Source organism: Anaerotignum sp. MSJ-24, from assembly GCF_018918145.1.
Taxonomy (GTDB): domain Bacteria; phylum Bacillota; class Clostridia; order Lachnospirales; family Anaerotignaceae; genus Metalachnospira.
Genome location: NZ_JAHLPX010000002.1, coordinates 72,807 through 97,098, shown reverse-complemented (window position 1 = coordinate 97,098; position 24,292 = coordinate 72,807). Strand labels below are relative to the sequence as shown.

The 24,292-nt window shown below is 40.0% G+C and carries 21 protein-coding genes and 1 CRISPR repeat array; of the genes, 19 read left to right on the top strand and 2 right to left on the bottom strand.

Features of this window, described 5'->3' with window-relative positions:
- From KQI66_RS02155 to KQI66_RS02095, 13 genes are all read left to right on the top strand, one after another.
- Positions 1-477: hypothetical protein (locus KQI66_RS02155; RefSeq protein WP_216427063.1), on the top strand; the 477-nt coding region annotated here is incomplete at its 5' end.
- 364 nt (positions 478-841) lie between these two features.
- Positions 842-3,247, top strand: coding sequence for a CRISPR-associated helicase Cas3' (gene cas3 / locus KQI66_RS02150; RefSeq protein WP_216427062.1), 2,406 nt, complete (start codon positions 842-844; stop codon positions 3,245-3,247).
- A gap of 20 nt (positions 3,248-3,267) precedes the next feature.
- Positions 3,268-4,005, top strand: a complete 738-nt coding sequence (cas5c, locus tag KQI66_RS02145; protein ID WP_216427061.1) for a type I-C CRISPR-associated protein Cas5c — start codon at positions 3,268-3,270, stop codon at positions 4,003-4,005.
- Positions 4,002-5,903, top strand: coding sequence for a type I-C CRISPR-associated protein Cas8c/Csd1 (cas8c, locus tag KQI66_RS02140; protein ID WP_216427060.1), 1,902 nt, complete (start codon positions 4,002-4,004; stop codon positions 5,901-5,903). The genes cas5c and cas8c overlap by 4 nt, the downstream gene beginning before the upstream one ends.
- A gap of 35 nt (positions 5,904-5,938) precedes the next feature.
- Positions 5,939-6,793: a type I-C CRISPR-associated protein Cas7/Csd2 gene (gene cas7c / locus KQI66_RS02135; RefSeq protein WP_216427059.1), complete on the top strand. Its 855-nt coding sequence runs from the start codon at positions 5,939-5,941 to the stop codon at positions 6,791-6,793.
- Positions 6,786-7,448: a CRISPR-associated protein Cas4 gene (gene cas4, locus KQI66_RS02130; protein WP_253287628.1), complete on the top strand. Its 663-nt coding sequence runs from the start codon at positions 6,786-6,788 to the stop codon at positions 7,446-7,448. Before cas7c ends, cas4 begins: the two co-directional genes overlap by 8 nt.
- Positions 7,448-8,479 (top strand): type I-C CRISPR-associated endonuclease Cas1c, encoded by a 1,032-nt coding sequence (cas1c, locus tag KQI66_RS02125; RefSeq protein ID WP_216427058.1) that lies wholly within the window; start codon positions 7,448-7,450, stop codon positions 8,477-8,479. Before cas4 ends, cas1c begins: the two co-directional genes overlap by 1 nt.
- Positions 8,480-8,487: 8 nt before the next feature.
- Positions 8,488-8,778, top strand: a complete 291-nt coding sequence (cas2, locus tag KQI66_RS02120; RefSeq protein ID WP_216427057.1) for a CRISPR-associated endonuclease Cas2 — start codon at positions 8,488-8,490, stop codon at positions 8,776-8,778.
- Between the two features lie 218 nt (positions 8,779-8,996).
- A CRISPR array of direct repeats spans positions 8,997-12,266; the repeat unit is 33 nt; unit sequence GTCGCCACCCTTATGGGTGGTGTGAGTTGAAAT.
- A gap of 355 nt (positions 12,267-12,621) precedes the next feature.
- A complete protein-coding gene (locus KQI66_RS02115) occupies positions 12,622-13,428 on the top strand; it encodes a transporter substrate-binding domain-containing protein (protein WP_216427056.1) in 807 nt (268 codons plus the stop codon).
- 264 nt (positions 13,429-13,692) lie between these two features.
- Positions 13,693-14,367: an amino acid ABC transporter permease gene (locus tag KQI66_RS02110; RefSeq protein ID WP_216427055.1), complete on the top strand. Its 675-nt coding sequence runs from the start codon at positions 13,693-13,695 to the stop codon at positions 14,365-14,367.
- A complete protein-coding gene (locus KQI66_RS02105; RefSeq protein WP_253287627.1) occupies positions 14,351-15,094 on the top strand; it encodes an amino acid ABC transporter ATP-binding protein in 744 nt (247 codons plus the stop codon). Before KQI66_RS02110 ends, KQI66_RS02105 begins: the two co-directional genes overlap by 17 nt.
- A gap of 46 nt (positions 15,095-15,140) precedes the next feature.
- A complete protein-coding gene (locus tag KQI66_RS02100) occupies positions 15,141-15,731 on the top strand; it encodes a cytidylate kinase-like family protein (RefSeq protein ID WP_216427054.1) in 591 nt (196 codons plus the stop codon).
- Between the two features lie 435 nt (positions 15,732-16,166).
- A complete protein-coding gene (locus tag KQI66_RS02095) occupies positions 16,167-16,841 on the top strand; it encodes a hypothetical protein (protein WP_216427053.1) in 675 nt (224 codons plus the stop codon).
- Positions 16,842-17,114: 273 nt separating this feature from the next.
- Here the strand turns inward: KQI66_RS02095 and KQI66_RS02090 are convergent, their stop codons facing one another.
- Complete coding sequence (locus tag KQI66_RS02090; protein WP_216427052.1) at positions 17,115-19,433, bottom strand: anaerobic ribonucleoside triphosphate reductase; 2,319 nt, start codon at positions 19,431-19,433, stop codon at positions 17,115-17,117.
- A 212-nt stretch (positions 19,434-19,645) separates the two neighbouring features.
- On the opposite strand from KQI66_RS02090, the gene KQI66_RS02085 reads away from it, so the two are divergent.
- From KQI66_RS02085 to KQI66_RS02060, 6 genes are all read left to right on the top strand, one after another.
- Positions 19,646-19,906 carry a PRC-barrel domain-containing protein gene (locus tag KQI66_RS02085; RefSeq protein WP_216427051.1) on the top strand — a complete coding sequence of 87 codons (261 nt, stop codon included), beginning with the start codon at positions 19,646-19,648 and terminating at the stop codon, positions 19,904-19,906.
- Positions 19,907-20,043: 137 nt separating this feature from the next.
- A complete protein-coding gene (gene nrdR, locus KQI66_RS02080) occupies positions 20,044-20,514 on the top strand; it encodes a transcriptional regulator NrdR (RefSeq protein WP_216427050.1) in 471 nt (156 codons plus the stop codon).
- Positions 20,515-20,532: 18 nt separating this feature from the next.
- The gene (locus tag KQI66_RS02075) at positions 20,533-20,814 is read left to right on the top strand and encodes a nucleotidyltransferase domain-containing protein (protein ID WP_216427049.1); all 282 of its coding nucleotides are present in this window, start codon (positions 20,533-20,535) and stop codon (positions 20,812-20,814) included.
- A complete protein-coding gene (locus KQI66_RS02070) occupies positions 20,801-21,190 on the top strand; it encodes an HI0074 family nucleotidyltransferase substrate-binding subunit (RefSeq protein WP_216427048.1) in 390 nt (129 codons plus the stop codon). Before KQI66_RS02075 ends, KQI66_RS02070 begins: the two co-directional genes overlap by 14 nt.
- 63 nt (positions 21,191-21,253) lie before the next feature.
- The gene (locus KQI66_RS02065; protein ID WP_216427047.1) at positions 21,254-22,117 is read left to right on the top strand and encodes an NAD(P)-dependent oxidoreductase; all 864 of its coding nucleotides are present in this window, start codon (positions 21,254-21,256) and stop codon (positions 22,115-22,117) included.
- A gap of 39 nt (positions 22,118-22,156) precedes the next feature.
- Positions 22,157-23,086, top strand: a complete 930-nt coding sequence (locus KQI66_RS02060) for an AEC family transporter (RefSeq protein ID WP_216427046.1) — start codon at positions 22,157-22,159, stop codon at positions 23,084-23,086.
- Positions 23,087-23,204: 118 nt separating this feature from the next.
- Here the strand turns inward: KQI66_RS02060 and KQI66_RS02055 are convergent, their stop codons facing one another.
- On the bottom strand, positions 23,205-24,134 hold the full coding sequence (locus KQI66_RS02055; RefSeq protein ID WP_216427045.1) for a P1 family peptidase: 930 nt from the start codon (positions 24,132-24,134) through the stop codon (positions 23,205-23,207).
- Positions 24,135-24,292 lie beyond the last annotated feature (158 nt).

Below are 24,292 nucleotides of genomic sequence, written 5' to 3'. Positions count from 1 at the left end.
ACAAACGGCAATAACGAGATTACAGACCTCATACTTTATGATGTACTCAACGAAGGCAAGCAGTTCGGTGTTATCGTTGATACGGATAAGATAATAACAGGCTATGACAATGACGGCGAGGAAACCTGCCAGATAACATATAAATACCTCATCAACGGTGTTCCCGGCGAGGCAACCTTCACAGGCGATGACTACGGTGCATCAAGAGGCCCGGCATACTTCCAGTTCAACAACGGCAAGCTTGTATATATCGGCAGACTTAGCGGAACATCGCTTACAAATGTCGGCTATGGCACAGCATCAAGCCAGACACAGAAATATAACCTCAGCGAGGACGTACAGGTATATGTCAAGACAGGCGTAGAAAGCTATGAAATGACAAATATCAATACGGCAAGCAATACAGACCAGTATACAGTAACAGGATATGTATACGGAAACGAAGTTGTTGTAATTGTTCTCGTTCCGAGAAGCTAAACAGCATAATATAGTTTAATTATAAGGACATGGTTAAAGTAAAATTTAATCATGTCCTTTATTATGTCGAAGGTTTTGTTTGTAGCATGAAATGCGACAAATACCGGTGATTTTTTGTTGTATTAAATGAGTTAATAAAACAATTAATAAATAAAAAATTAAAACTGACGTATAAAGGTAAAAGGAGGTAATTTTGTATTGAATTTTACAATTAAAGTGTTTAAAATCTAAATTAGAAGTCCGGTTAATGGGACACCTGTTGTGATAATATAAAATAGTAATGAGAATTTGATACATTATAATATAAAAAGATAAAACATGGATATGGAGTTGATACAGGTGTCTGTAAAAGAGGAGGCATATTGTGGAAAATAATTACTTGGCTCATGTGAATTATAAAAACCAGAGTATTCAATCGGTGAAAGAACATCTTGATAATACTACGGAGTTTGCCAAAAGTATTTGTCCGTTATCAAATCTTAAAAATATTATTGAAGCTGAGTGCAAATTGCATGATGTCGGAAAGCTTAGGGAAAAGTTTCAAACAGACATGCTGAATGTACTTAAGCTCGGTGATGATGCACATAAAGGCGGTATTGACCATTCAACGGCAGGTGGAAGACTCGTGCGTGAGCTTATGGGTGAAAATGAATTTTCGGATTTGCTTAGCTTGCTTATATATTCACATCATGGTTTGAATGATTGTATAAGCCTGGACAACGGAAAGACATTGAACGAGATTCGCGATGACAACGATATTGAATACGAGCTCGTTAAGAGCAGGCTTTTCGAGCTTTATGGCGAAGATTATATTAAAGAGCTTCTGGCAAAGGCAAAGGAAGATTTTGACTGTATTGATATGCAGGTTAAAAAATATGTCAAAGACCATAAAAAAGGATATGGCAGTAGATATTTTTTCATGGGAATGTATTTTAGACTTTTGCTTTCAATGCTTATTGACAGCGACTGGTCTGATACAGAAAGCTTTTTTAGCGGAGAACCTATATCGGAAAGGCTTACCGATACGGAAAATGTATGGAAAAGAAGCATTGATTACTTTGAAAATTATATTTCCGAGGTTGTTCAAAATAATAAGGATAACGGTGAAAAGCTGAAAATCTATAGACAGGAAATATCGGATATATGTAAAAACGCAGCCTATGACAATAAAAATCTTTATAGGCTCACAGTGCCGACTGGCTCCGGAAAAACATTGAGCAGCCTTAGATTTGCATTACATAAAGCACTTAACGATAAAAAGCAGCATATTTTTTATATTGCTCCTTTCAACTCCATAATCGAACAAAACTCGAATGAGATAAGAGCGGCTGTCGGAGATGAGAATATCGTTCTCGAACATCATTGCAATGTGGTTTTTGATGACGATGAAGAAGACAAAGAATACGAATATAAAAAGCTGACGGAAATATGGAATGCTCCTATTATTTCTACGTCTGCGGTTCAGCTTTTGAATACTCTTTATTCGGGCAGTAAAAGCTCTGTAAGAAGAATGCACACACTTTGCAACAGTGTAATTATTTTTGATGAAGTTCAGGCTATACCGGATAAATGTAAAGAGCTTTTCAATCTTGCCGTAAATTTTCTTACGCAGTTTTGCAACACAACGGTTGTTTTGTGCTCGGCAACACAGCCGTCGCTTACAAGAATAAAAGAAAATAACATTTGTGATTGTTACGAAATGGTTCCGGATTTCAATAAATATTATAATGCCTTTAAAAGAACAAATATTATTGATGCGACAAATATCTGTCCCAACGGTATGAGTATTTCGGATTTAAAGGATTTTGTTCTTGATAAGCTTGAAACCGAAGGCAGTGTTCTTGTTATACTTAATACAGTAAAATGTGCTATAGATGTATTTGATTCATTGAAAAACGAAGATATTCCGGTGTATCATATAAGTAATAATATGTGTCCTGCCAACAAAATGGATAATCTCGATAAAATTAATAAGGCACTGAAAGATAATCAAAAAATAATCTGTGTCAGTACACAGGTTGTTGAGGCAGGCGTAAACTTTTCTTTTGATTGCGTAATACGTTCCAAAGCCGGATTGGATAATGTTATACAGGCGGCAGGAAGATGCAACAGACACATGACATTGGGCAGAAAAGGAAATGTTTATATTGTATATATGAATAATGATGATGAGCGTTTGTCATGCCTTGAAGAAATAAAAAGTTCACAGAAGGCTTTGCAGAAGGTGCTTGATGATTTTAAGAATAATTCGGATTACTTTGACAGTGCACTTGATTCGCAGATAGCCATAAAGGAATATTATCGGAGTTATTTTTATCATTTTCCCGAGGATAAAATGAAATTTCCTATAAAATACGGAACAATAGTTGAATTTCTCGGCAAAGATAACATAGCCAGAAAGCAGTTTGAGTCAACTCACAACAATATTAAAACAAATATACTTTTCGGACAGGCTTTTAAAACAGCAGGAAACGGTTTTGAGGTTATTTCCAATGATTATAAAGTTCCTGTAATCATTCCTTACGATGATAAAGCGGTTGAATATATTGATTGTCTGAGAGATGACAAATATATGAGTATAAGCAAAAAGATGAGTATACTCGGAAAATTGCAGAGATATACAGTCGGTATTCCGGCTTACAGAAGAGATAAGCTGAATAATGCAGTTGAATGTATAAACAATGAAATATTGATTTTAAGCAGTGATTATTACAGCAAGGAGGTTGGCGTTTTAGACGAACCGGAACTCAAAATGCTGTTTATAAATTAAAATAATGGAGGTGAATTGTTTTGAAAAAACACAGAAATACAATAGAGTATGAGGTTTATGGTGATTACGCATTGTTTTCTGATCCTGTTATGCGAGTAGGAGGAGAAAAATCCTCTTACAGCATACCTACATATGAGGCTGTAAAAGGAATAACAGAAAGCATTTATTGGAAACCAACGATCCGTTGGATAATAGACGAAATTCGTGTTATGAACCGAATTCAGACCGAAACAAAGGGTGTAAGACCGATAGCCTATAACGGCGGAAATGACCTTTCATATTACACATATCTGAAGAATGTTCGTTATCAGGTTCGTGCTCATTTTGAATTTAATTTGAACCATCCTGAACTCGAACAGGACAGAAATGAAAATAAGCACCATAATATTGCCAAAAGAATGGTTGAAAGAGGCGGAAGACGCGACATCTTTCTCGGCACAAGAGAATGTCAGGGATTTGTTGAACCGTGTGTTTTCGGAGAAGGCGAAAGCTATTATGACAACATAACCGAAGATATGGAATGCGGATTCATGTATCATGGCATAACCTATGCCGACGAAGCGGTTCTGCCGGAGGATAAAAACAAAATGACGGTGCGTTTCTGGCGCCCTGTTCTCAAAAAAGGAGGAATAATTGAGTTTTTAAGTCCGGAAGAATGCACTATGAAAAGACATATCAAAGATATGGAAAGAAAAATATTCGGTGAAGGCAACTTTATCGGTCTTAAAGAATTTACCGATGAGGAGGTGGGTGAATGAATTGGAAAGAAGAGCTGATAAGGCTTTATGATGTCAATGCGGATAAAGCCGGAGAAATTGAGTATAAAGGAGAAACACCTTATACTCTGCTGCCGCTGTACCATAGTACGGTTACGGCACAGATTGAGGTAACAATATATGAAGACGGAAATTTTATGAATGCCTCAGCTGTTGATGCCAATGATAAATTTACCGTAATACCCGTTACCGAAAAATCCGGAAGCCGAACAGCCGGAAAAGAACCGCATCCGCTTTGCGATAATCTTAAGTATATAGCCGGGGATTATAAGAATTATGTTGATGACAACGGCGAATGCTTTGATTTGTATATAAATCAGTTAGGAAAATGGGCAAATTCAGACTATTCCCATTATAAGGTTAATGCGATATATGAATATCTTAAAAAACAGACATTGATAAGTGATTTATTGAAAAGTGGTGTACTTTCTTTAGATGACAATGGAGTTTTGTCCGATAGCTTTAAGATACAGAATATTCCGCAGACAAAAGCTTTTGTCAGATTTATAGTCAGGGGAAAAATATCCGAAGAAGATGAATATATCCCCGATGAATGCTGGCTGGATAAAACATTGCAAAATTCTTATATAAAATATGCCGAATCAACATCGGAAGGCGGTTCGTTATGTTATCTCAGCGGTAATGTTGAGCCGATAACTTATCTTCATTCAAGAAAAGTCAGAAATGAAGGCGATTCGGGAAAACTTATTTCCGCAAATGACGAAGTTTGTTTCACATTCAGAGGCAGATTCGCAAATAAGGAAGAGGCTTTTGCAATCGGAAATGAAGCGTCGCAAAAACTGCATAATGCACTCAAATGGATTATACGAAAGCAGGGAACCTATTTTGATACACTTACGCTTGTTGCATGGGAATCTGCTTTAAAGTCTATGCCTGATTGGGATAAGGACACTTATACAATAGCTGAAAGTTATGATGAATATGATGACAGTGAAGATGAATATTATTCAAATGACATTATTGCACAGAAATTTAATAATGCTTTGCTCGGCTATGGCAAAAGCATATCCGATAATTCAAATATGACCTTGCTCGGCATTGATGCGGCAACAACGGGACGTCTTGCGCTTGTTGAGGAAAAAACGCTTAGTTCTGCAAAATATCTTAAAAACATAAAGAACTGGCACGAAAGCTGTAAATGGCGATATGAAAAATTTAATGACGGTAAGTTCGATGTGTTTTACGGTATTCTTAGTGTAAGAGATATTGCCGATATACTTTTCGGCAAAGAAAATGATAAAGGTTTTTTGTCAATTATTGATGCGAACAGTAAGAGTCTTTATGCTGAAACAGCGAGAAGACTTATTCCATGTATATGGGAAGGTCAGCGTATACCTTATGATTATGTTGAAAGAGCTGTTTTAAGGGCATCACAGCCACTTAGTTATAATGAAAGACGAAATTGGGAAAAAACATTGGCATTGGCTTGTTCATTTGTTAAAAGATACAGATATGACAGAAATAAGGAGGAATGGAATATGGCACTTGATAAAGACTGTAAGGACAGGAATTACTTATATGGACGTCTGCTTGCGTTAGCAAACCAGATAGAGTATTCAACTTATGATTTTGATAAGGATAAGACCAGAATTACGAATGCAATGAAATATATGAATAGATTTTCACAGCGCCCTTTTGATACATGGAAGGTAATAGAAGAAAATCTCAATCCATATCTCAGCAAGCTTGATATGGGACTTAGATCATGGTATGAAAAGCGTATTAACGAAATAATGGAGCTTTTTGATACTAAAGATTTTGTTGACAACAGTAAATTGAACGGTTTATATCTGCTTGGCTATCACTGCCAGACATATGAACTTAGAAATTCAAAAAGCAAAAATGAAGAAGATAATTAATGTAGGGATTATATAAAGAAACGGAGGAAAAGAAAATGACAGATTTAAAAGGAAAAATAGATTTTACATTGTTTGTAAGCGTCAGAAACGCAAATCCCAACGGTGATCCGCTCAACGGAAACCGTCCGAGAACAAACATGGACGGCTACGGAGAAATTTCAGATGTATGTATAAAGAGAAAAATCAGAAACCGTTTACAGGATATGGGACAGAGAATCTTTGTTCAGTCAGATGACCGTTCAGACGACGGATATACAAGCCTTAAGGACAGAGCTGACGGCTGCAAAGAGCTTAAAGCACAGATAGATGCAAAGAAAAATGCAAATCGTGACTTATGTGCTGAAATTGCATGTAAAGAATGGATAGACGTAAGAGCTTTCGGTCAGGTTTTTGCATTTAAAGGAACTTCCGTATCTTTTGGCGTAAGAGGTCCGGTTTCTATTCATCAGGCTGTAAGTCTTTCACCGGTTGATGTTGTAAGTATGCAGATAACAAAGAGCGTAAACAGTGAGGCAGGAAAAGAGAGCAAGGCATCTGATACGATGGGAACAAAGCATTTTATTCCTTTTGCTGTTTATAAGATTATGGGAAGTGTTAATGTTCAGCTTGCCGAAAAGACCGGCTTCAGCCAGGAAGATGCCGAACTTCTTAAAAAAGCACTGGAAACACTCTTTGAAAACGATGCGTCATCGGCAAGACCTGAGGGTAGTATAGAGGTTTGCAGAATGTACTGGTGGCAGCATAACGAAAAGACTCCGGCTGTTTCAAGCGGAAAAATACAGAGAGGCTTTACAATGAAAGATGTTGCCGATCATAAGGATTTTGAGGATTATGGCATTGAATGGTATGTTGACGGATGCGATAAACCGGAGGTAATAGATTTTGTATAATGAAGATGAATTTCTTCAGCTTTCGGGAATACAACATTTTGCATTCTGCCGCAGACAATGGGCGTTAATACATATAGAAATGCAGTGGAAGGAAAATCTCAGGACAGTAGAAGGGCAAATACTGCATGAAAATGCTCATAATCCGGAAATGAATGAGAAACGAGGCAATGTAATTGTCGTAAGGGCAATGCCTGTCCATTCACGAAAAATGGGAGTCAGCGGCGAATGTGATGTTGTGGAATTTCATAAGTCGGATAAAGGTGCACATATCAATGGAAGAGAAGGTGTATATATGCCTGTACCTGTTGAGTATAAAAGAGGAGAGCCTAAAAGCAACAATATCGATATACTTCAGCTTGCAGCACAGGCGTTGTGCCTTGAGGAAATGTTTTGTACTGATATAAATTATGGATATATTTATTATGGGGAAACAAGGCATAGACTTAAAGTTGATTTTGACGATGAAATAAGAAATGAAGTTGTCAAGTTGTTTGAAGAAATGCACCTATATTATAGACGTGGATATACACCTAAGGTGAAAATAAGTAAAAAATGCAATGCCTGTTCGCTTAAGGATTTATGTGTTCCTGTGTTGAATAAAAACAAATCCGTTGCCGAATATATAGATAAGTTTATTTCAGAAACTGGTGAATAATGAAAAGGTTATTGAATACGTTATATGTTTTTTCGGAAAATAAATATCTGGCGTTAGAAGGTGAAAATGTCGTTGTTTTAGCGGATAATGAAAAGGTCGGACGTGTACCGCTGCACAATCTGGAGTCGATAGTTACATTTGGCTACACAGGTGCAAGTCCGGCACTTATGGGAGCCTGTGCCGAAAGAAATATAGATTTGTGCTTTATGAAGTCTAACGGATATTTTCTGGCAAGAGTAACAGGAAAGGTCAAAGGCAATGTTCTGCTGAGAAAAGAGCAATACCGAGTTAGCGATGATAAAGAAAAAAGTGTACATATAGCAAGAAATTTTATATTGGCTAAAGTACATAATTCCAGATGGGTGCTTGAAAGGGCAACAAGAGATCATAAACTGTCGGTTGATGCCGAAAGAATAAAAGAGAGGTCAGCAGTTTTAGCTAAAAGCCTTGAGCATATAAGGCAGTGCGAAGAATCGTCAGTATTGCTTGGACTCGAAGGTGAAGCCGCATCGGTATATTTTTCTGTGTTTGATGAATTGATATTACAGCAAAAAGATAGCTTTTATTTCAATGGACGAAATAAAAGACCTCCGCTTGATAATGTTAATGCGCTATTATCATTTGCATATTCTATGCTCGCCGGAATGTGCGGTTCGGCATTGGAAGCAGTCGGATTGGATCCATACGTCGGATTTTTCCATACGGATCGGCCGGGGAGAATGTCACTTGCTTTAGACCTTATGGAAGAATTCAGAAGTGTCATGGCGGATAGAATAGTTTTATCGCTTATTAATAAAAGAAAAATAAAACCGGAGCATTTTGTCAATAAAGAGAATGGAGCTGTCCTTTTGACAGATGAAGGGCGTAAGATATTTATACAGGAATGGCAGAATAAGAAAAAGGAAACCATAAAGCATCCCTATATAGACGAAAAAATAGAATGGGGAATGGTTCCGTATGTACAGGCAATGCTTTTGGCAAGATTCCTAAGAGGAGATATGAATGAATATCCTCCGTTTTTCTGGAAGTAGGTGAAAATATGCTTGTTTTGATTACTTATGATGTTAATACACAGACCGAGGCCGGAAGAAAAAGACTGAGAAGAGTAGCTAAGGAATGTGTTAACTATGGTCAGCGTGTGCAGAATTCGGTATTTGAGTGCCATATGGATACAACGAAATGCAGACAGGTTAAGAACATTCTTGAAAAAATAATTGATAAAAAAGTTGATAGCCTAAGATTTTATTATTTGGGCGATAATTACAAAAATAAAGTTGAGCATATAGGAGCTAATCCTGGCTTTGATGTAACAGATACACTGATAATGTAGTTGTAAAGTAAAGTATTTCCGATTAGGTGCGAATGTTGAGTACACATAAATTATAGACTGTATTCGCACCGGAATTTGTATCTGAAAATATATTTTTTGTATCAATTTATGAAGATATTATGGTAAAATAATATTAATATTGATGCCGCTTTGAAGTTTTTTGTAAACTTCGGTGGATGTAATATGCAGTTTCGGATATGTTTTTGTCTGAAATTGCTGTCGCCACCCTTATGGGTGGTGTGAGTTGAAATGGATAAAGTACAACTTAACAACGGATACTTTTATGGTCGCCACCCTTATGGGTGGTGTGAGTTGAAATAGCACAGAACATCTTTCGTATTTCCTTGTTATGGGTCGCCACCCTTATGGGTGGTGTGAGTTGAAATACCCAACCGTTCACGTTTTTTAAGAGCTGCGTCGTCGCCACCCTTATGGGTGGTGTGAGTTGAAATTGTTTTTAATCTACGTAACATGGCTACACTCATAGTCGCCACCCTTATGGGTGGTGTGAGTTGAAATAACTTTGTTCTGTACTGATGTGTCAGTGTCATAAGTTGTCGCCACCCTTATGGGTGGTGTGAGTTGAAATATAAAGCTGTTTAATAGTCATTAACACACCTCCGTCGCCACCCTTATGGGTGGTGTGAGTTGAAATATCATTACAAACATCGAAACACTTAGGCAATTAGCGTCGCCACCCTTATGGGTGGTGTGAGTTGAAATATATCTATAAGCTATTGTTTAATTATTAAACGATGTCGCCACCCTTATGGGTGGTGTGAGTTGAAATTCTAATTGGTCAGCTGTAACAGATGTTATACGGGAGTCGCCACCCTTATGGGTGGTGTGAGTTGAAATAACACCGCCGACAAGCTGTTCATATTCCGCATAAGTCGCCACCCTTATGGGTGGTGTGAGTTGAAATAATGTAAAGCTTGAGATGGACAGCCTTAATGAAGTCGCCACCCTTATGGGTGGTGTGAGTTGAAATATTATCGCCGGCATATAAGTTTCCCTTATACAGTGTCGCCACCCTTATGGGTGGTGTGAGTTGAAATCCTGATAGTCCTCAAAATACATCATGGGGCATATGGTCGCCACCCTTATGGGTGGTGTGAGTTGAAATGGAGCTTAAAAAGGATGATGCACAGTGAAATATCGTCGCCACCCTTATGGGTGGTGTGAGTTGAAATGCTGCCTATACTTATCGAAAAAGGACCGGAGATAATGTCGCCACCCTTATGGGTGGTGTGAGTTGAAATATTGAGGAAAGACCGTTAAACAAAGCGGCGGCATGTCGCCACCCTTATGGGTGGTGTGAGTTGAAATATTTTCAAGTTGCACTGAAGTTTCAACTGACTTAAGTCGCCACCCTTATGGGTGGTGTGAGTTGAAATAGCTTTTGTATACCTCCGTCAAGTGCCAGTGTAACGTCGCCACCCTTATGGGTGGTGTGAGTTGAAATAGTGGTATCTGGATGATGCAGTTATTAAAGAAGCGTCGCCACCCTTATGGGTGGTGTGAGTTGAAATATTTGTATTGTCGTTATGTGCAGCAATAGGCTCAAGGGTCGCCACCCTTATGGGTGGTGTGAGTTGAAATACTTTCGGCAAGATATTTGTTCTGTGTATCGGCGTCGCCACCCTTATGGGTGGTGTGAGTTGAAATAAATTACTTGGAACTGATGTCACCTTAACATTACGTCGCCACCCTTATGGGTGGTGTGAGTTGAAATACCCCACCCCCACCAATGGACGCTGTATTAAAGTGTCGCCACCCTTATGGGTGGTGTGAGTTGAAATGTATACAGTGACCGATGAAAATGGAAAGAAAAGGGTCGCCACCCTTATGGGTGGTGTGAGTTGAAATGCAAGTGCCATTGGTGTTCAAGTTAAAATAACGGTCGCCACCCTTATGGGTGGTGTGAGTTGAAATCGCATTAATTTTATAGTGTTACGTTTCCTTGTTTGTCGCCACCCACATGGGTGGCGTGAGTTGAAATAAAATTATTACTCCACGAACATTTACCAATTGCAGTCGCCACCCACATGGGTGGCGTGAGTTGAAATAATACCACCGAAACAGGATATACTACCATCATAGGTGTCGCCACCCACATGGGTGGCGTGAGTTGAAATGGAACTTACAACCTTCCCTGACTTGTCATAGCTGTCGCCACCCACATGGGTGGCGTGAGTTGAAATTGTGCTTGTCATAACTTCACCGTCCTTAACGTGTGTCGCCACCCACATGGGTGGCGTGAGTTGAAATAACTTTGCCCGCTGACTTAGCATTAAATCTAAGCGTCGCCACCCACATGGGTGGCGTGAGTTGAAATCTAACTATGCGTGGCGTGAACGAGTAAAGACACTGTCGCCACCCACATGGGTGGCGTGAGTTGAAATCAAGAGTATAAGACCGGGCATATCACGACCATTGTCGCCACCCACATGGGTGGCGTGAGTTGAAATCTAACTATGCGTGGCGTGAACGAGTAAAGACACTGTCGCCACCCACATGGGTGGCGTGAGTTGAAATCAAGAGTATAAGACCGGGCATATCACGACCATTGTCGCCACCCACATGGGTGGCGTGAGTTGAAATAGCCTTTTGTCGTTACAGGTAAGGAACTCTTACTTGTCGCCACCCACATGGGTGGCGTGAGTTGAAATCTTCATTATCGGTTTATCATCAACCGAACCACAAGTCGCCACCCACATGGGTGGCGTGAGTTGAAATGATGAACTTGTTGACATTGTTTTGGAGTTTTTAGGTCGCCACCCACATGGGTGGCGTGAGTTGAAATTGTTAAAAATGTTGGAGTATCTTTGGCGTACAAAGTCGTCGCCACCCACATGGGTGGCGTGAGTTGAAATACCCACCTAAACATTTGTACCCCAACTGCAACAAGTCGCCACCCACATGGGTGGCGTGAGTTGAAATTGTCGTTTGCCCCTGCCACTTTATCAAAAAATGAACGTCGCCACCCACATGGGTGGCGTGAGTTGAAATATCATTTCCGCTGTGGTTTTATTTTTGTCATAAAGTCGCCACCCACATGGGTGGCGTGAGTTGAAATTTGTATGGAATATTTGTTGTTGGGCTTATTGTCAGTCGCCACCCACATGGGTGGCGTGAGTTGAAATAAGTTTTCTGGAACTGTTGTCACCTTAACATTACCGTCGCCACCCACATGGGTGGCGTGAGTTGAAATATATTCGCCCTGTCACTTAAAGCGGACAGAAAAAGTCGCCACCCACATGGGTGGCGTGAGTTGAAATAAGAGATTTAATCGACACAGCAACACTCACAGAATTGTCGCCACCCACATGGGTGGCGTGAGTTGAAATAACAACCGTAAATAAAAAATGTCTTGCCATTGTTAGTGTCGCCACCCACATGGGTGGCGTGAGTTGAAATGTTATCATCTGAGAATAGAATTCAAATTTATCATCGTCGCCACCCTTATGGGTAGCGTGAGTTGAAATTTATTAAGTGTGATGTGGGACAAGTTTTATATGTGTCGCCACCCTTATGGGTGGCAGAGGTGCCGCTTATTTTTTGCAGCTCTGCATTATAATATTAATACGGTCTTAAGATATAATGTCTACATATTGAAAAAACATTTCAGATAATTTTATATTCAAATTATTTACATAGCATGAACTGATATTGATTAAATATTGACAGATTTCCGCCACTTTTATATAATATACATAACAGTTTACCGACATAGATGTTTCAGTTCTGCACAAGGGAGCAAGACTTTTGTGTTTTTTTGTGTGAATGTGGCATTGTGCGGCTGTAAATATTTTAATCCATTATGGAAAGGAAGAAGAAAGAATGAAGAAATTTTTAGCTTTATCACTTATTGCTGTTATGACAGCAGGCGTACTTGCAGGCTGCTCTTCAAAGACAGAAGAGAAACCCGCTGATGAGAAAAAGGAAGAAACAACAGACGGCGAAACAACTGCTGACGGCGAAACATATATCGTTGCAACAGATACAGTTTTCCCTCCCTTCGAGTTCACAGATGCAAACGGTGACTTCGTTGGTATCGACGTTGACATCATCAATGCAATCGCTGAGGATCAGGGTATTACAATCGACCTTCAGTCACTCGGCTTTGACGCAGCTCTTCTTGCTGTTCAGTCAGGACAGGCTGACGGTATTATCGCCGGATGCTCAATTACAGACGAAAGAAAAGAAACATTCGATTTCTCAGAGCCTTATTACACAGCAGACGTTACTGTTGCGGTTGCTGCTGATTCAGACATCAAATCATTCGAAGATCTCGCTGGCAAGAAGGTTGCGGTTAAGACAGCTACAAACGGTGCTGACTTTGCTAAATCAATCGCTGACCAGTATGGTTTCACAGTAGTTGAATTCAAAGATTCACCTACAATGTATCAGGACGTTATCGCAGGCAACACAGCTGCTTGTTTTGAAGATTATCCTGTAATGGCTTATAACATTCAGCAGGGTGCAGCTCTTGTTATTCCCGATGGTATGCTCGGAGCAGGTTCAGACTATGGCTTCGCTGTTGCTAAGGGCGAAAATGCAGAGCTTCTTGAAAAGTTCAACGCAGGTCTTGAAAACATCAAGGCTAACGGTAAGTTCGACGAAATCGTTGACAAATACACAAAGTAATCCGGTAAAAATACTTTTTGTATGACATATTAACCATGCCTGCCCATGAAATCAGCGGGCATGGTTTTTATTTAAGTTACAACCGCTGCTTACAAAACAATATGCGTTATCAGTGAACATTTATATTTAAATAATATTTCATAGAAATGTTATTTATAAAAAAAGTGACCGGAATGGGCAATGATAAGTATTGCTTTGTAAACAGCGGTAAACCTTATTTAAACAATTAACCAAATCAAAAAACGAGAAACGGAGGTGGCCTGAATGGCTGCTATTTTAAAAACGTATTCCGGAATGCTCCTTGAATCTTTGGGTCAGACAATGCTCCTGACACTGCTTTCGCTTGCGTTTGCATTTGTTATCGGTCTTATATTCGGCCTTATGAATGTAAGTAAGAGTAAAGTGCTTAATTTTATCGGAACGCTTTATGTTGATGCTGTACGTGGTGTACCGCTTATAGTACTTGCATACTTCATTTATTTTGGTGTTCCTGCCGGCATTAAGGCAATGGGCGTTGCAAGCTTCAAGCTTTCCGCTTTGCAGGCCGGTACAATTGCACTTTCTATGAATGCCGGTGCATATATGGCAGAGATTTTCCGTGCAGGTATCCAGTCGGTTGATAAAGGTCAGATGGAGGCGGCAAGAAGCCTTGGCCTTGGTTACGGTAAGGCTATGCAGAAGGTTATTCTTCCACAGGCTATACGTACTATGGTACCTTCTATCATTAACCAGTTTATCATCTCTCTTAAGGATACATCCATACTTTCTGTTATCGGTTTTCCGGAACTTACTAAAGCCGGCAACATTATAGTCGGTAATACATTTAAAGTACTTGAGGTATGGGCCATAGTTGCTATTATGTACATGATAGTAATTACAATACTTTCAAAGCTTGCTAAGCGAATAGAAAGGAGACTTAACGTTGGAAAAGAGCGATAAAATAAAAATCCATGTAAGTAACCTCAAAAAGAATTTTGGTTCGCTTGAGGTTTTAAAAAGTATTTCCGCCGATGTTACCGAAGGTGAGGTAGTGGTTCTTATCGGTCCTTCCGGCAGCGGTAAATCAACTTTTTTAAGATGTCTTAACCGTCTTGAGGATATAACGGCAGGCGAGGTTGTTATAAACGGCGTAAACATCGCAGAAAAAAATGTAGATATAAATAAGGTTAGAGAAAATATAGGAATGGTGTTCCAGCACTTTAATTTGTTTCCGCATATGACGGTTCTGGAAAACATTATGCTTGCTCCGGTTGAGCTTAAGAAAATGACTAAGGAAGAGGCTCATGCAAAGGGCATGGAGCTTTTAAAAAGAGTAGGCCTTGCGGATAAAGCAAGCGTATATCCTCCTCAGCTTTCCGGCGGACAGAAACAGAGAGTTGCTATTGCACGTTCTTTGGCTATGAATCCTGATATTATGCTTTTTGACGAGCCTACATCGGCACTTGACCCGGAAATGGTTGGCGAGGTTCTCGCAGTTATGAAGGAGCTTGCCGCATCTGGCATGACAATGCTTGTTGTTACACATGAAATCGGCTTTGCCCGTGAGGTTGCGGACAGAGTAATATTCATGGACGGCGGATATATAGTTGAACAGGGTACACCCGACGAAGTAATAAAGAATCCTAAGGAACCGAGAACAATCGACTTCCTTAATAAGGTTCTCTAAAATAAGCTCCGTGGAGCTGTCTAATAAGGGAGGCAACAGGATTATTATGAAGAAAATAATCACAATAAGCCGTGAATTTGGAGCCGGCGGCGGTGAAATCGGTTCTAAGGTTGCACAGGCTCTTGGATGGGAGTATTATAACAAAGAGATAATACTAAAAACAGCAGCAGACAGCAACATTGATATGTATTCGCTTATGGAATGGGATGAAAAAGTTCCGTTTACATTTGGCTTTACACAGAGCCTTTTTGATTTTTATAATCGACCTATGAGCGAGCAGGTGTTTGAGGCACAGAAAAAAGTTATTATTGATATCGGACAGCGTGGTAAATGTGTTATCACCGGACGTAATGCCAATGCTATATTAAAGGAATTTGATGGTTGTCTTAATGTGTTTATCCATGCTGATTTTGATTGGCGTCTGGAGCGAATGAAGGAAAAAATGCCGGATTTCACATATGACCAGGTAGCGAATGAAATACGAACAATAGACAAAAAACGTAAAAAATACTGTACTTTCTATACTAAGAGTGAGTTTGGCATGGCTGATTATTATGATATATGCCTTGATTCATCAAGACTCGGAATTGATGAATGTATCAGCATTATAAAAGAAGTTGCGGAAAGAGAAAATTAATAATTATTGAGGATATGCTTCGGCATATCCTTTTTAGGTGTCGACAAAGTCGACACCTAAGTCGAAATCAGGATTTCGACTTGTTTAAACAGAAGCATGAATAGCTCATTCCATCGGCTAAAAGCCTTGAAACTCGCTATTCTCCTCGACGGAAGTGAATCCCGTCTATTGACCGCACAAGACAGTGCGGCGGCAAAGCCGCTTTTGCTTTTTCAAAGCAAAAGTCATGACAGTATGGATTCCACTTAGGAAACTCTTCGTTTCCTAATACCTTCCGCTGTACAAAAATAACTTTGTCTACAGTCTGTAAGGATATGCTTCGGCATATCCTTTTTAAGTTTATAAACCTTAAGATAAATGTTATTGTTTTCCGAATTTCAATTGTATATACTTAAATTAAGTAACAATGACTAATTCTAAGGAAGGTGAATATTAATGAAGAAAACAATTCTTACAGTGGCACTTATTACAGCAATGCTCATTACAGGCTGTGCATCTGATGGAACGGAAGATAATACAAAAAACGATGCAACGACTGCTGACGAAAGCAATACGGGTTTTGACAGTGCGGTATTCATTGAGGAAATAACGCCTAATGTTGAATATCTTAATTCATGTCTGGACGCGATATTCGTTACATCACCGGACTTCGGAACAAGCTATTTAGCGGCTTATGAAAGTGAAGCGGCATATGATAACGGAAGTGGTACACCTGCAATATTATTCCAAAGAGAAGATTATGAGGAAATTGCTAAGAAATATTTCATAGATCCTACACTTTCGGATTTGTATCCGGTTAGCGGATATACAACCAATGCCGAGGTTCGAGAAAACTTAGAAAAATATATGGCTAAGGAATTGGTTGACGAAGTGTTCCATGATGATTTTCTTGAGTTTGATGGTAAGCTGTACCTTGTTCGTGGAGGAAAAGGTTATGGTGCGTATTCGCTTGATATGAACAGTCTTAAGTATGATAAGGAAATGGACGGAAAGCAGTATGCAACAGTGGATATGCTGTATTTCAGCGAGTATGACAAGACATTGAATCTGGAATTTGAAAAACAAGGTGATAACTGGATAATGAATACGGATACAGATTTGTTCAGTTGATTTGAATATAGCAGAGTGATGATGTAAGCTTTATAATGGTTTCTAAACAAAAGGCCTCGGATTTTATTCCGAGGCTTTTGCTGTTATGTCACATAATTTAATTGTATTTACCAAAACTATTTCTGCGAAATAGTTTAATAAAGTTTAGATTAAACCTTTTATAAACCGCAAAGTATGCACCCCGAAGAAAAACGGGGCGGTCGAAGACCGCTTTGCGAAGCAAAGTTTTGACCATACTAAGGTTTACAGTGTGTGGGACAGAGTCCCACGGTTTTATTCTATATTTATGCTGTGCTTTACTCTGTCGTGCTCTTCACTTGTCTTGGCATCATTCCATTTTGACATATCACCTACAAGGTAGCCTGTAATACGTCTGATTCTCTGGAAATGCACACCTTCGTCCTCATGTCTTCCGCACTTAGGACAAGTATCACCTATTATACCATTAAATCCACAGCATGGATCTCTGTCAACAGGATGGTTGATTGAGCCATAGCCGATGCCTGATTCCTTCATACAACGTACAACCTTCTCGAATGCATCAAGGTTCTGTGAAGGATCTCCGTCAAGCTCAACATATGAAATGTGTCCTGCGTTTGTGAGTGCATGGTAAGGTGCTTCTATCTTAATCTTTTTGAAGGCACTGATAGGGTAGTATACAGGCACATGGAAGCTGTTTGTGTAGTAATCTCTGTCTGTTACACCTTCGATAATACCGTATTTTTCCTTGTCTATTCTTACAAATCTGCCGGAAAGACCTTCTGCCGGTGTTGCAAGAAGTGAGAAGTTGAGGTGCATCTGCTCGGAAATATCATCCATACGTTTTCTCATATGTGAGATAATTTCAAGACCGAGATTCTGTGCAATTTCGCTTTCTCCATGGTGATAACCGATAAGTGCCTTAAGTGTTTCGGCAAGACCGATAAAGCCAACCGAAAGAGTACCGTGCTTAAGTACTTCACGCACTTCATCATTTATATCAAGCTTGTCACTGTCAATCCATACACCTTCGCCCATGAGGAAGGGATAATTGTGTACTTTCTTTTTAGCCTGTATCTCAAAACGCTCAAGAAGCTGTTCAATAACAAGGTCAATCTTGCGGTCAAGCTCCTGATAGAACCAGTCGATGTTTTTGTTTGCCTCGATTGCTATTCTCGGAAGGTTGATACTTGTAAAGCTTAAGTTGCCTCTGCCGTTTGAAATTTCTTTTGTAGGATCATATACATTTGCCATAACTCTTGTACGGCAACCCATGTATGAAATTTCTGTTTCGGGTGTTCCCTTGTAATACTGAAGGTTGTAGGGTGCATCCTGGAATGAGAAGTTGGGGAAGAGTCTTTTTGCGCTTACTCGGCATGCAAGCTTGAATAAGTCATAGTTAGGTTCTCCCGGATTGTAGTTTATGCCTTCCTTAACACGGAAAATCTGGATAGGGAATATGGGTGTTTCGCCATGTCCTAAACCTGCTTCCGTCACAAGAAGTATATTTTTCATTACCATACGACCTTCGGTTGATGTATCCATGCCGTAGTTAATTGAAGAGAAGGGTGTCTGTGCACCTGCTCTTGAATGCATTGTGTTGAGGTTGTGTATAAATGCCTCCATTGCCTGATATGTGGCTCTGTCGGTTTCCTCGGCAGCCTTACGGCGTGTAAATTTCTGAACCTTGTCGATTTCTTCGGGCTTGAAACCTTTTTCAACAAGAAGCTCTTTTTCTCTTGCATCATATTTTTCGTCTTCGTCAAGAGCTGGCTCTAAGTCTTCTGCCTTGAGAGTTTCCTTTAATGCGTTTATGTCATCGTCAACAATCTTTTCGTCAAGAAGCTCAAGAGCGTTCTTGAGAAGTCTGTAATAGCGTTTTTTGTATGTCTTTTTAACGCCGGGAGCAAGGCCATAATCAAAGTTTACGATTGACTGGCCGCCATGCTGGTCGTTCTGGTTTGACTGGATAGCTATGCAGGCAAGAGCCGAATAGCTTGCAATATCGTTGGGCTCACGAAGAACGCCGTGGCCTGTTGAAAATCCGCCCTTGAAAAGCTTGATAATATCAATCTGGCAGCATGTGGTTGTCAGTGTGTAGAAGTCAAGATCATGGATGTGAATATCACCGTTTCTGTGTGCTTCCGAATGCTTGGGATTGAGCACGTACATTTCGTTGAAATGCTTTGCACCTTCAGAACCGTATTTGAGCATTGCACCCATGGGTGTGTTACCATCGATATTGGCATTTTCACGCTTGATGTCGCTTTCCTTTGCATCCGAATAGGTAATATCCTCAAAGGTTTTCATAAGGCGTGTGTTCATATCTCTTACTCTTGTACGCTCTGCTCTGTAAAGAATATAGTTCTTTGCTGTGCTTACAAAGCCGTGAGCAATAAGAGTGCTTTCAACCTTATCCTGTATCTGTTCAACAGTAGGTGATTCAAGGCCGTCATCCTCAAGCTGATGTTCAACCTCATCTGCGAGTGCAAGACATTCGCCATAGTCCTTTTCAACCTTTGTAGCGGCAAATGCTTTGTTGATTGCACTGGCTATTTTGTTGATGTCAAAATAAGCGGTACGACCGTCACGCTTTTTTATAGTAGTAATCATGATTCAATTACCTCCGTCTTAGTGTATTTTACGAATATTTACCGTACCCATAGAATATATTGTTATGAATGAACGAAATAAACAATATATTGGGGTGTCTGCGTTTTTGTGTCAACATATAGTATTCTACAACCCATGTAATAAATAGTCAATGTATAGTATAGACAAAAACCGATTGGTACTTTGTTATAAATTTTGGAGGTGGCAGAGTTATGGAAACCTTTTGTGACTTAAAACAGAAAGAAGTAATAAATGTGTGCGACGGATTTCGCTTTGGGTATGTTAATAATTTAGGAATCGATACCTGCTGCGGAAAAATAACGGATTTAATAGTGCCTGTGCAGACTAAAAACGGCATATTTTACTCAAAGGATAAGGAATATGTGATTCCTTGGGAAAAAATCTGCCGTATCGGGAAAGACATAATTTTGGTGGAGGTTAATACTGCGGAGGTGTGCAGAAAGATTGACTGAAAATCAATATTTAAGATGTATACATAATACAGTTGACCGTAAAAGACTGGTATATTATAATAAATATGTATAGTTACTTTACTTGTTTAATGAAATTAAAATGAAGGTTATAAAGGCATTTTGAGGAGGAAAACGCTATGAAATGTCCCTTTTGCGGCTATGAAGATACAAAGGTAGTTGATTCCAGAGCACAGGACGATAATTCGGTTATCAGACGAAGACGTCTTTGCGAAAAATGCGGAAAAAGATTCACTACCTATGAAAGAATAGATACCGTTCCGCTTGTCGTTGTTAAGCGTGACGGCACAAGAGAAATGTTTGAAAAAAGCAAGCTTTTGAACGGCATAGTTAAAGCCTGTAATAAACGTAATATATCAATGGAACAGATGGAAAATCTTGTTGATGATATAGAAAATTCAATAATGGCATCAGTTTCCAAGGAGGTCAATTCCGACAGCCTCGGAAATATGGTTATGGACAGACTTAAGGAGCTTGATGAGGTGGCATATGTCAGATTTGCCTCGGTTTACAGACAGTTTAAGGATATAAATACGTTTATGGAAGAGCTGAATAAGCTTATAAACGAGAAAAAGAAAAAAGAAAACTGAAGATTATAGGAGGTTCTTATGGAGCCATTATATAAATCAATTTGTAATGTTGCTAAAAAATATTCTGCCGATAGGCTTATACTTTTTGGTTCAAGAGCAAGAGGCGATAACCATGACAGAAGCGATATAGATTTAGCGGTCTATGGTATTCAGGAAGAAGATAAAAGTTTGTTTTGGTATGACATTGAAGAACTTCCGACACTTCTTAAGTTTGATATTGTTCACGTAGATGATAATACGGACACTGACTTACTGGAAAGTATAAGAAAAGACGGAGTTGTTTTGTATGAAAAAAATTGAGAATTTTTTAAAAGCTGTAAATCGACTTAAAGAGGCTGTTGAAAGATATAAAAACAATAGAACCGATGATATAGCCCGTGATGCAATGATACAGCGTTTTGAGTTTACATTTGAGCTTTCGTGGAAAGCAATGAAGAAATATATGATAGATCAAGGCGTAAGAAACGAAATGCAATTTCCTAAGCAGGTGCTTAAATCGGCATATGAGAATAGGATTATAGATGATGAAAAAACATGGCTTGCTATGCTTGAGGCACGAAACTCAACATTGTATATATATGACGACAGAGCGGCCGAGAGAATAGGAAACAATATAGCCAATAGCTTTGTAACAACACTTTCTAAGCTTGAAGATTATTTTAAAGCACATATGTAACGGAGAAAGGGCATAAGCCCTTGGCTTTAATTTCTTTTGAATGTACAAAGGAGGATTATATAAATGAAGAAAATAGGATTTGTCGGAACAGGCGTTATGGGCAGCTCCATGGTGCTTAACCTTATTAAGCATGGCTACGAGCTTTCGGTATACAACAGAACAAAGTCCAAAGCCGAGGCGTGCATAGCCGCCGGTGCAAAATGGTGCGATACCGTTGCGGAATGTGCAAAGGACAAGGACGTGGTTATAACTATTGTCGGTTTCCCAAAAGATGTTGAAGAAGTCTATTTCGGCGAAAACGGCATACTTAATGCGGCTAAAAAGGGTGCATATGTAATTGATATGACAACAACAAGTCCTATGCTTTCCGAAAAAATATATAAAGCCGCAGCCGAAAAGGGCATATATGCACTTGACGCACCTGTTTCCGGCGGAGATACCGGAGCAAGAAACGGTACGCTTGCGATAATGGTCGGCGGAGATAAAGCTGCATTTGATGAATGTATGCCGGTGTTTGAGGCAATGGGTACCAATATACGCTATGAAGGCAAAGCCGGCAACGGCCAGCATGTGAAAATGGCTAACCAGATAGCTATTGCCGGAGCGGTAAGCGGTGTTGCAGAGGCAGTTAGATATGCAATGGCCATGGGCGTTGATGTGGATACTATGCTTGATACTATTTCCAACGGTGCCGCCGGAAGCTGGCAGATGTCCAATAACGGCCCTAAAATGGCAAAGGAGGACTATGCACCGGGATTTTATATAAAGCATTTTATTAAGGATATGAAAATTGCTATTGAGTGTGCAGAGACCAAAGATGTTACGCTTGATGTGCTTAAACAGGTATGTGATGAGTATGTTCAGCTCGAAAATGACGGAAAGGGCGACCTTGGTACTCAGGCAATAATCGAATATTACAAAAAATAAAATATTGTTGGACGCTGTCCTATGATTGGAGGAGTACAAATGGCGATTTTCTTCACTGCAGTCGAAAAAATGATAACATTGTTCCTGTATATAGTAGTCGGCTATATATTGCGTAAAAAGGAGTTTATATCCGACGGCTTTACCAACGGAATTGTTAAGGTGCTTATGCTTGTCGGTATGCCGGCTATGGTTCTTAACACATTCCAGACGGATATTTCGCCGGAAATAGTTAAGGTCGGACTTAATGTTTTTTTGTTGACCTGTGTTGCTTACGGCATAAGCTATATTGTCGGTTTTGCAACGGCAAAGCTTTTTAAAATTGAGCTGAGTGTTACAGGTATATGGATTTTTTCCGTTATGTTTCCGAACCACGGCTTTATGGGCTGGCCTGTAATTCAGGCACTTTACGGTCAGGAAGGAATGTTCCTTGCGGTGTTCGGAAATCTCGGTTTCCAGATATTCAGTTTTACTGTCGGCGTTCTGGTCATTTCTAAATATGCAAACGGTGGCAAGGCAAATATATCGCTCAGGAAACTGCTTATTACACCGGTTAATATTTCGATGCTTTTAGGCATAATACTTTTTATGACCGGAAAACGTCTGCCTTCCGCAGTCAATGGTACGCTGTCCGGACTGGGTGGTCTGGTTACGCCGCTTGCAATGATTTACATAGGCGCAATACTTACTAAAAATAAATTCCGTGATATGTTCAATGATTACAGGGTATATATTGTTTCGGCAATCCGTCTTATAGTGATACCTGTTGTTCTTGCCTTTGCGCTTAAGCCGTTTGTTGCAACTGAGCTTGCACTGGCTGTTATTGTCATCGGACAGGGAACGAGCGTTGCAAGCTATTGCACAATGTTTACTGCCGAGTATGGCGGTGATGTATTGCTGTCATCTAAGTTTGTGTTCGTGTCAACGCTTTTGGGAATGATAACAATACCACTTATAACAATGCTGGTATGATAATTGGATAAATTTGCAAGTCAAACCTCCATTCGTATGAATGGAGGTTTTTAAAGTTTAGATTAAGCCTTTTTAAAGGCTTATAGGGTATGGGGCAACGCCCCATGCACCATGGACTTTACTTTGCTTTAAAAACAGCGTCTTTTATTGCATAGCCGAGTACATCAGCCGCAAGTGTTCCGACTGCATTTATATCGGCATAAACCTCGCCGCTGCATACGGCATAAATACTGTCACCGTCTGCCATGGTTCCGACCGGACGTATACATCTCGAATATGCACCTCTTGCCATAGCCGCTATCTTGTTCATCTGCGCACAGGTGAAATTTCCGTTGGTCATTATGCACGCAATAGTCGTGTTCTGTTTATTTCCTCTGAATAAATTTTCTCCGGCTTTTATATTAAATAGTTCTGCCGCAGAATCAATATAGCTTCCGTTTTCATCTTTTGCGCCGGCAATCTGCTCGCCTGTTTCGTAATCGAAAATATCTCCGAAGGCATTAAGCACAACAACCGCACCTATCTTTAAATCACCGACTTGAACGGCATATAATCCAAGGCCGCTTTTGGTTGAATGCGATATACCTCGTACTTTGCCGACAGCCGCACCTGTACCGCCGCCGACTATGCCGGATTTAGGTGTGTTAAGCATTGCGTTTTCGCAAGCTGCTTTTCCCATAGCTGCATCTGGGCGAATATCCGCACGACCGACAGCAAGATCAAATATACAGCTCTGGACAACAAGCGGAACATATGCGAACTTGGTGTCAAAGCCGATTTTTCGTTCTTCGAGCCACTGCATAACACCGTCTGCCGCCGCAAGACCGAAGGCAGAGCCACCGGAAAGCACAACGGCATTTATCGGATTATCTGCGGTTAATGGCGAGAGAAGGGGAGTTTCCCTTGATGCAGGGCCGCCGCCGCTTATATCGATGCCGGCCATACCGCCTTTTTCGCAGAGAATGACGGTTACACCGGTCATGGCGTCGTAGTCCTGGGCATTGCCGATTTTAAAGCCGTCTATTTCATTTATGTTTATTTCCTTCATATTTAAAGTCTCCTAAAACCTTGGGACTCTGTCCCAAATCCTGCCACCCTTTAAACCATTCAGAACTTTGCTACGCAAAACGGTCTGCGACCGCCCCGTTTTCTTCGGGGTGCATACTTTGCGGTTCATTCGTGGACGTAAATTTTATGAAAATCATT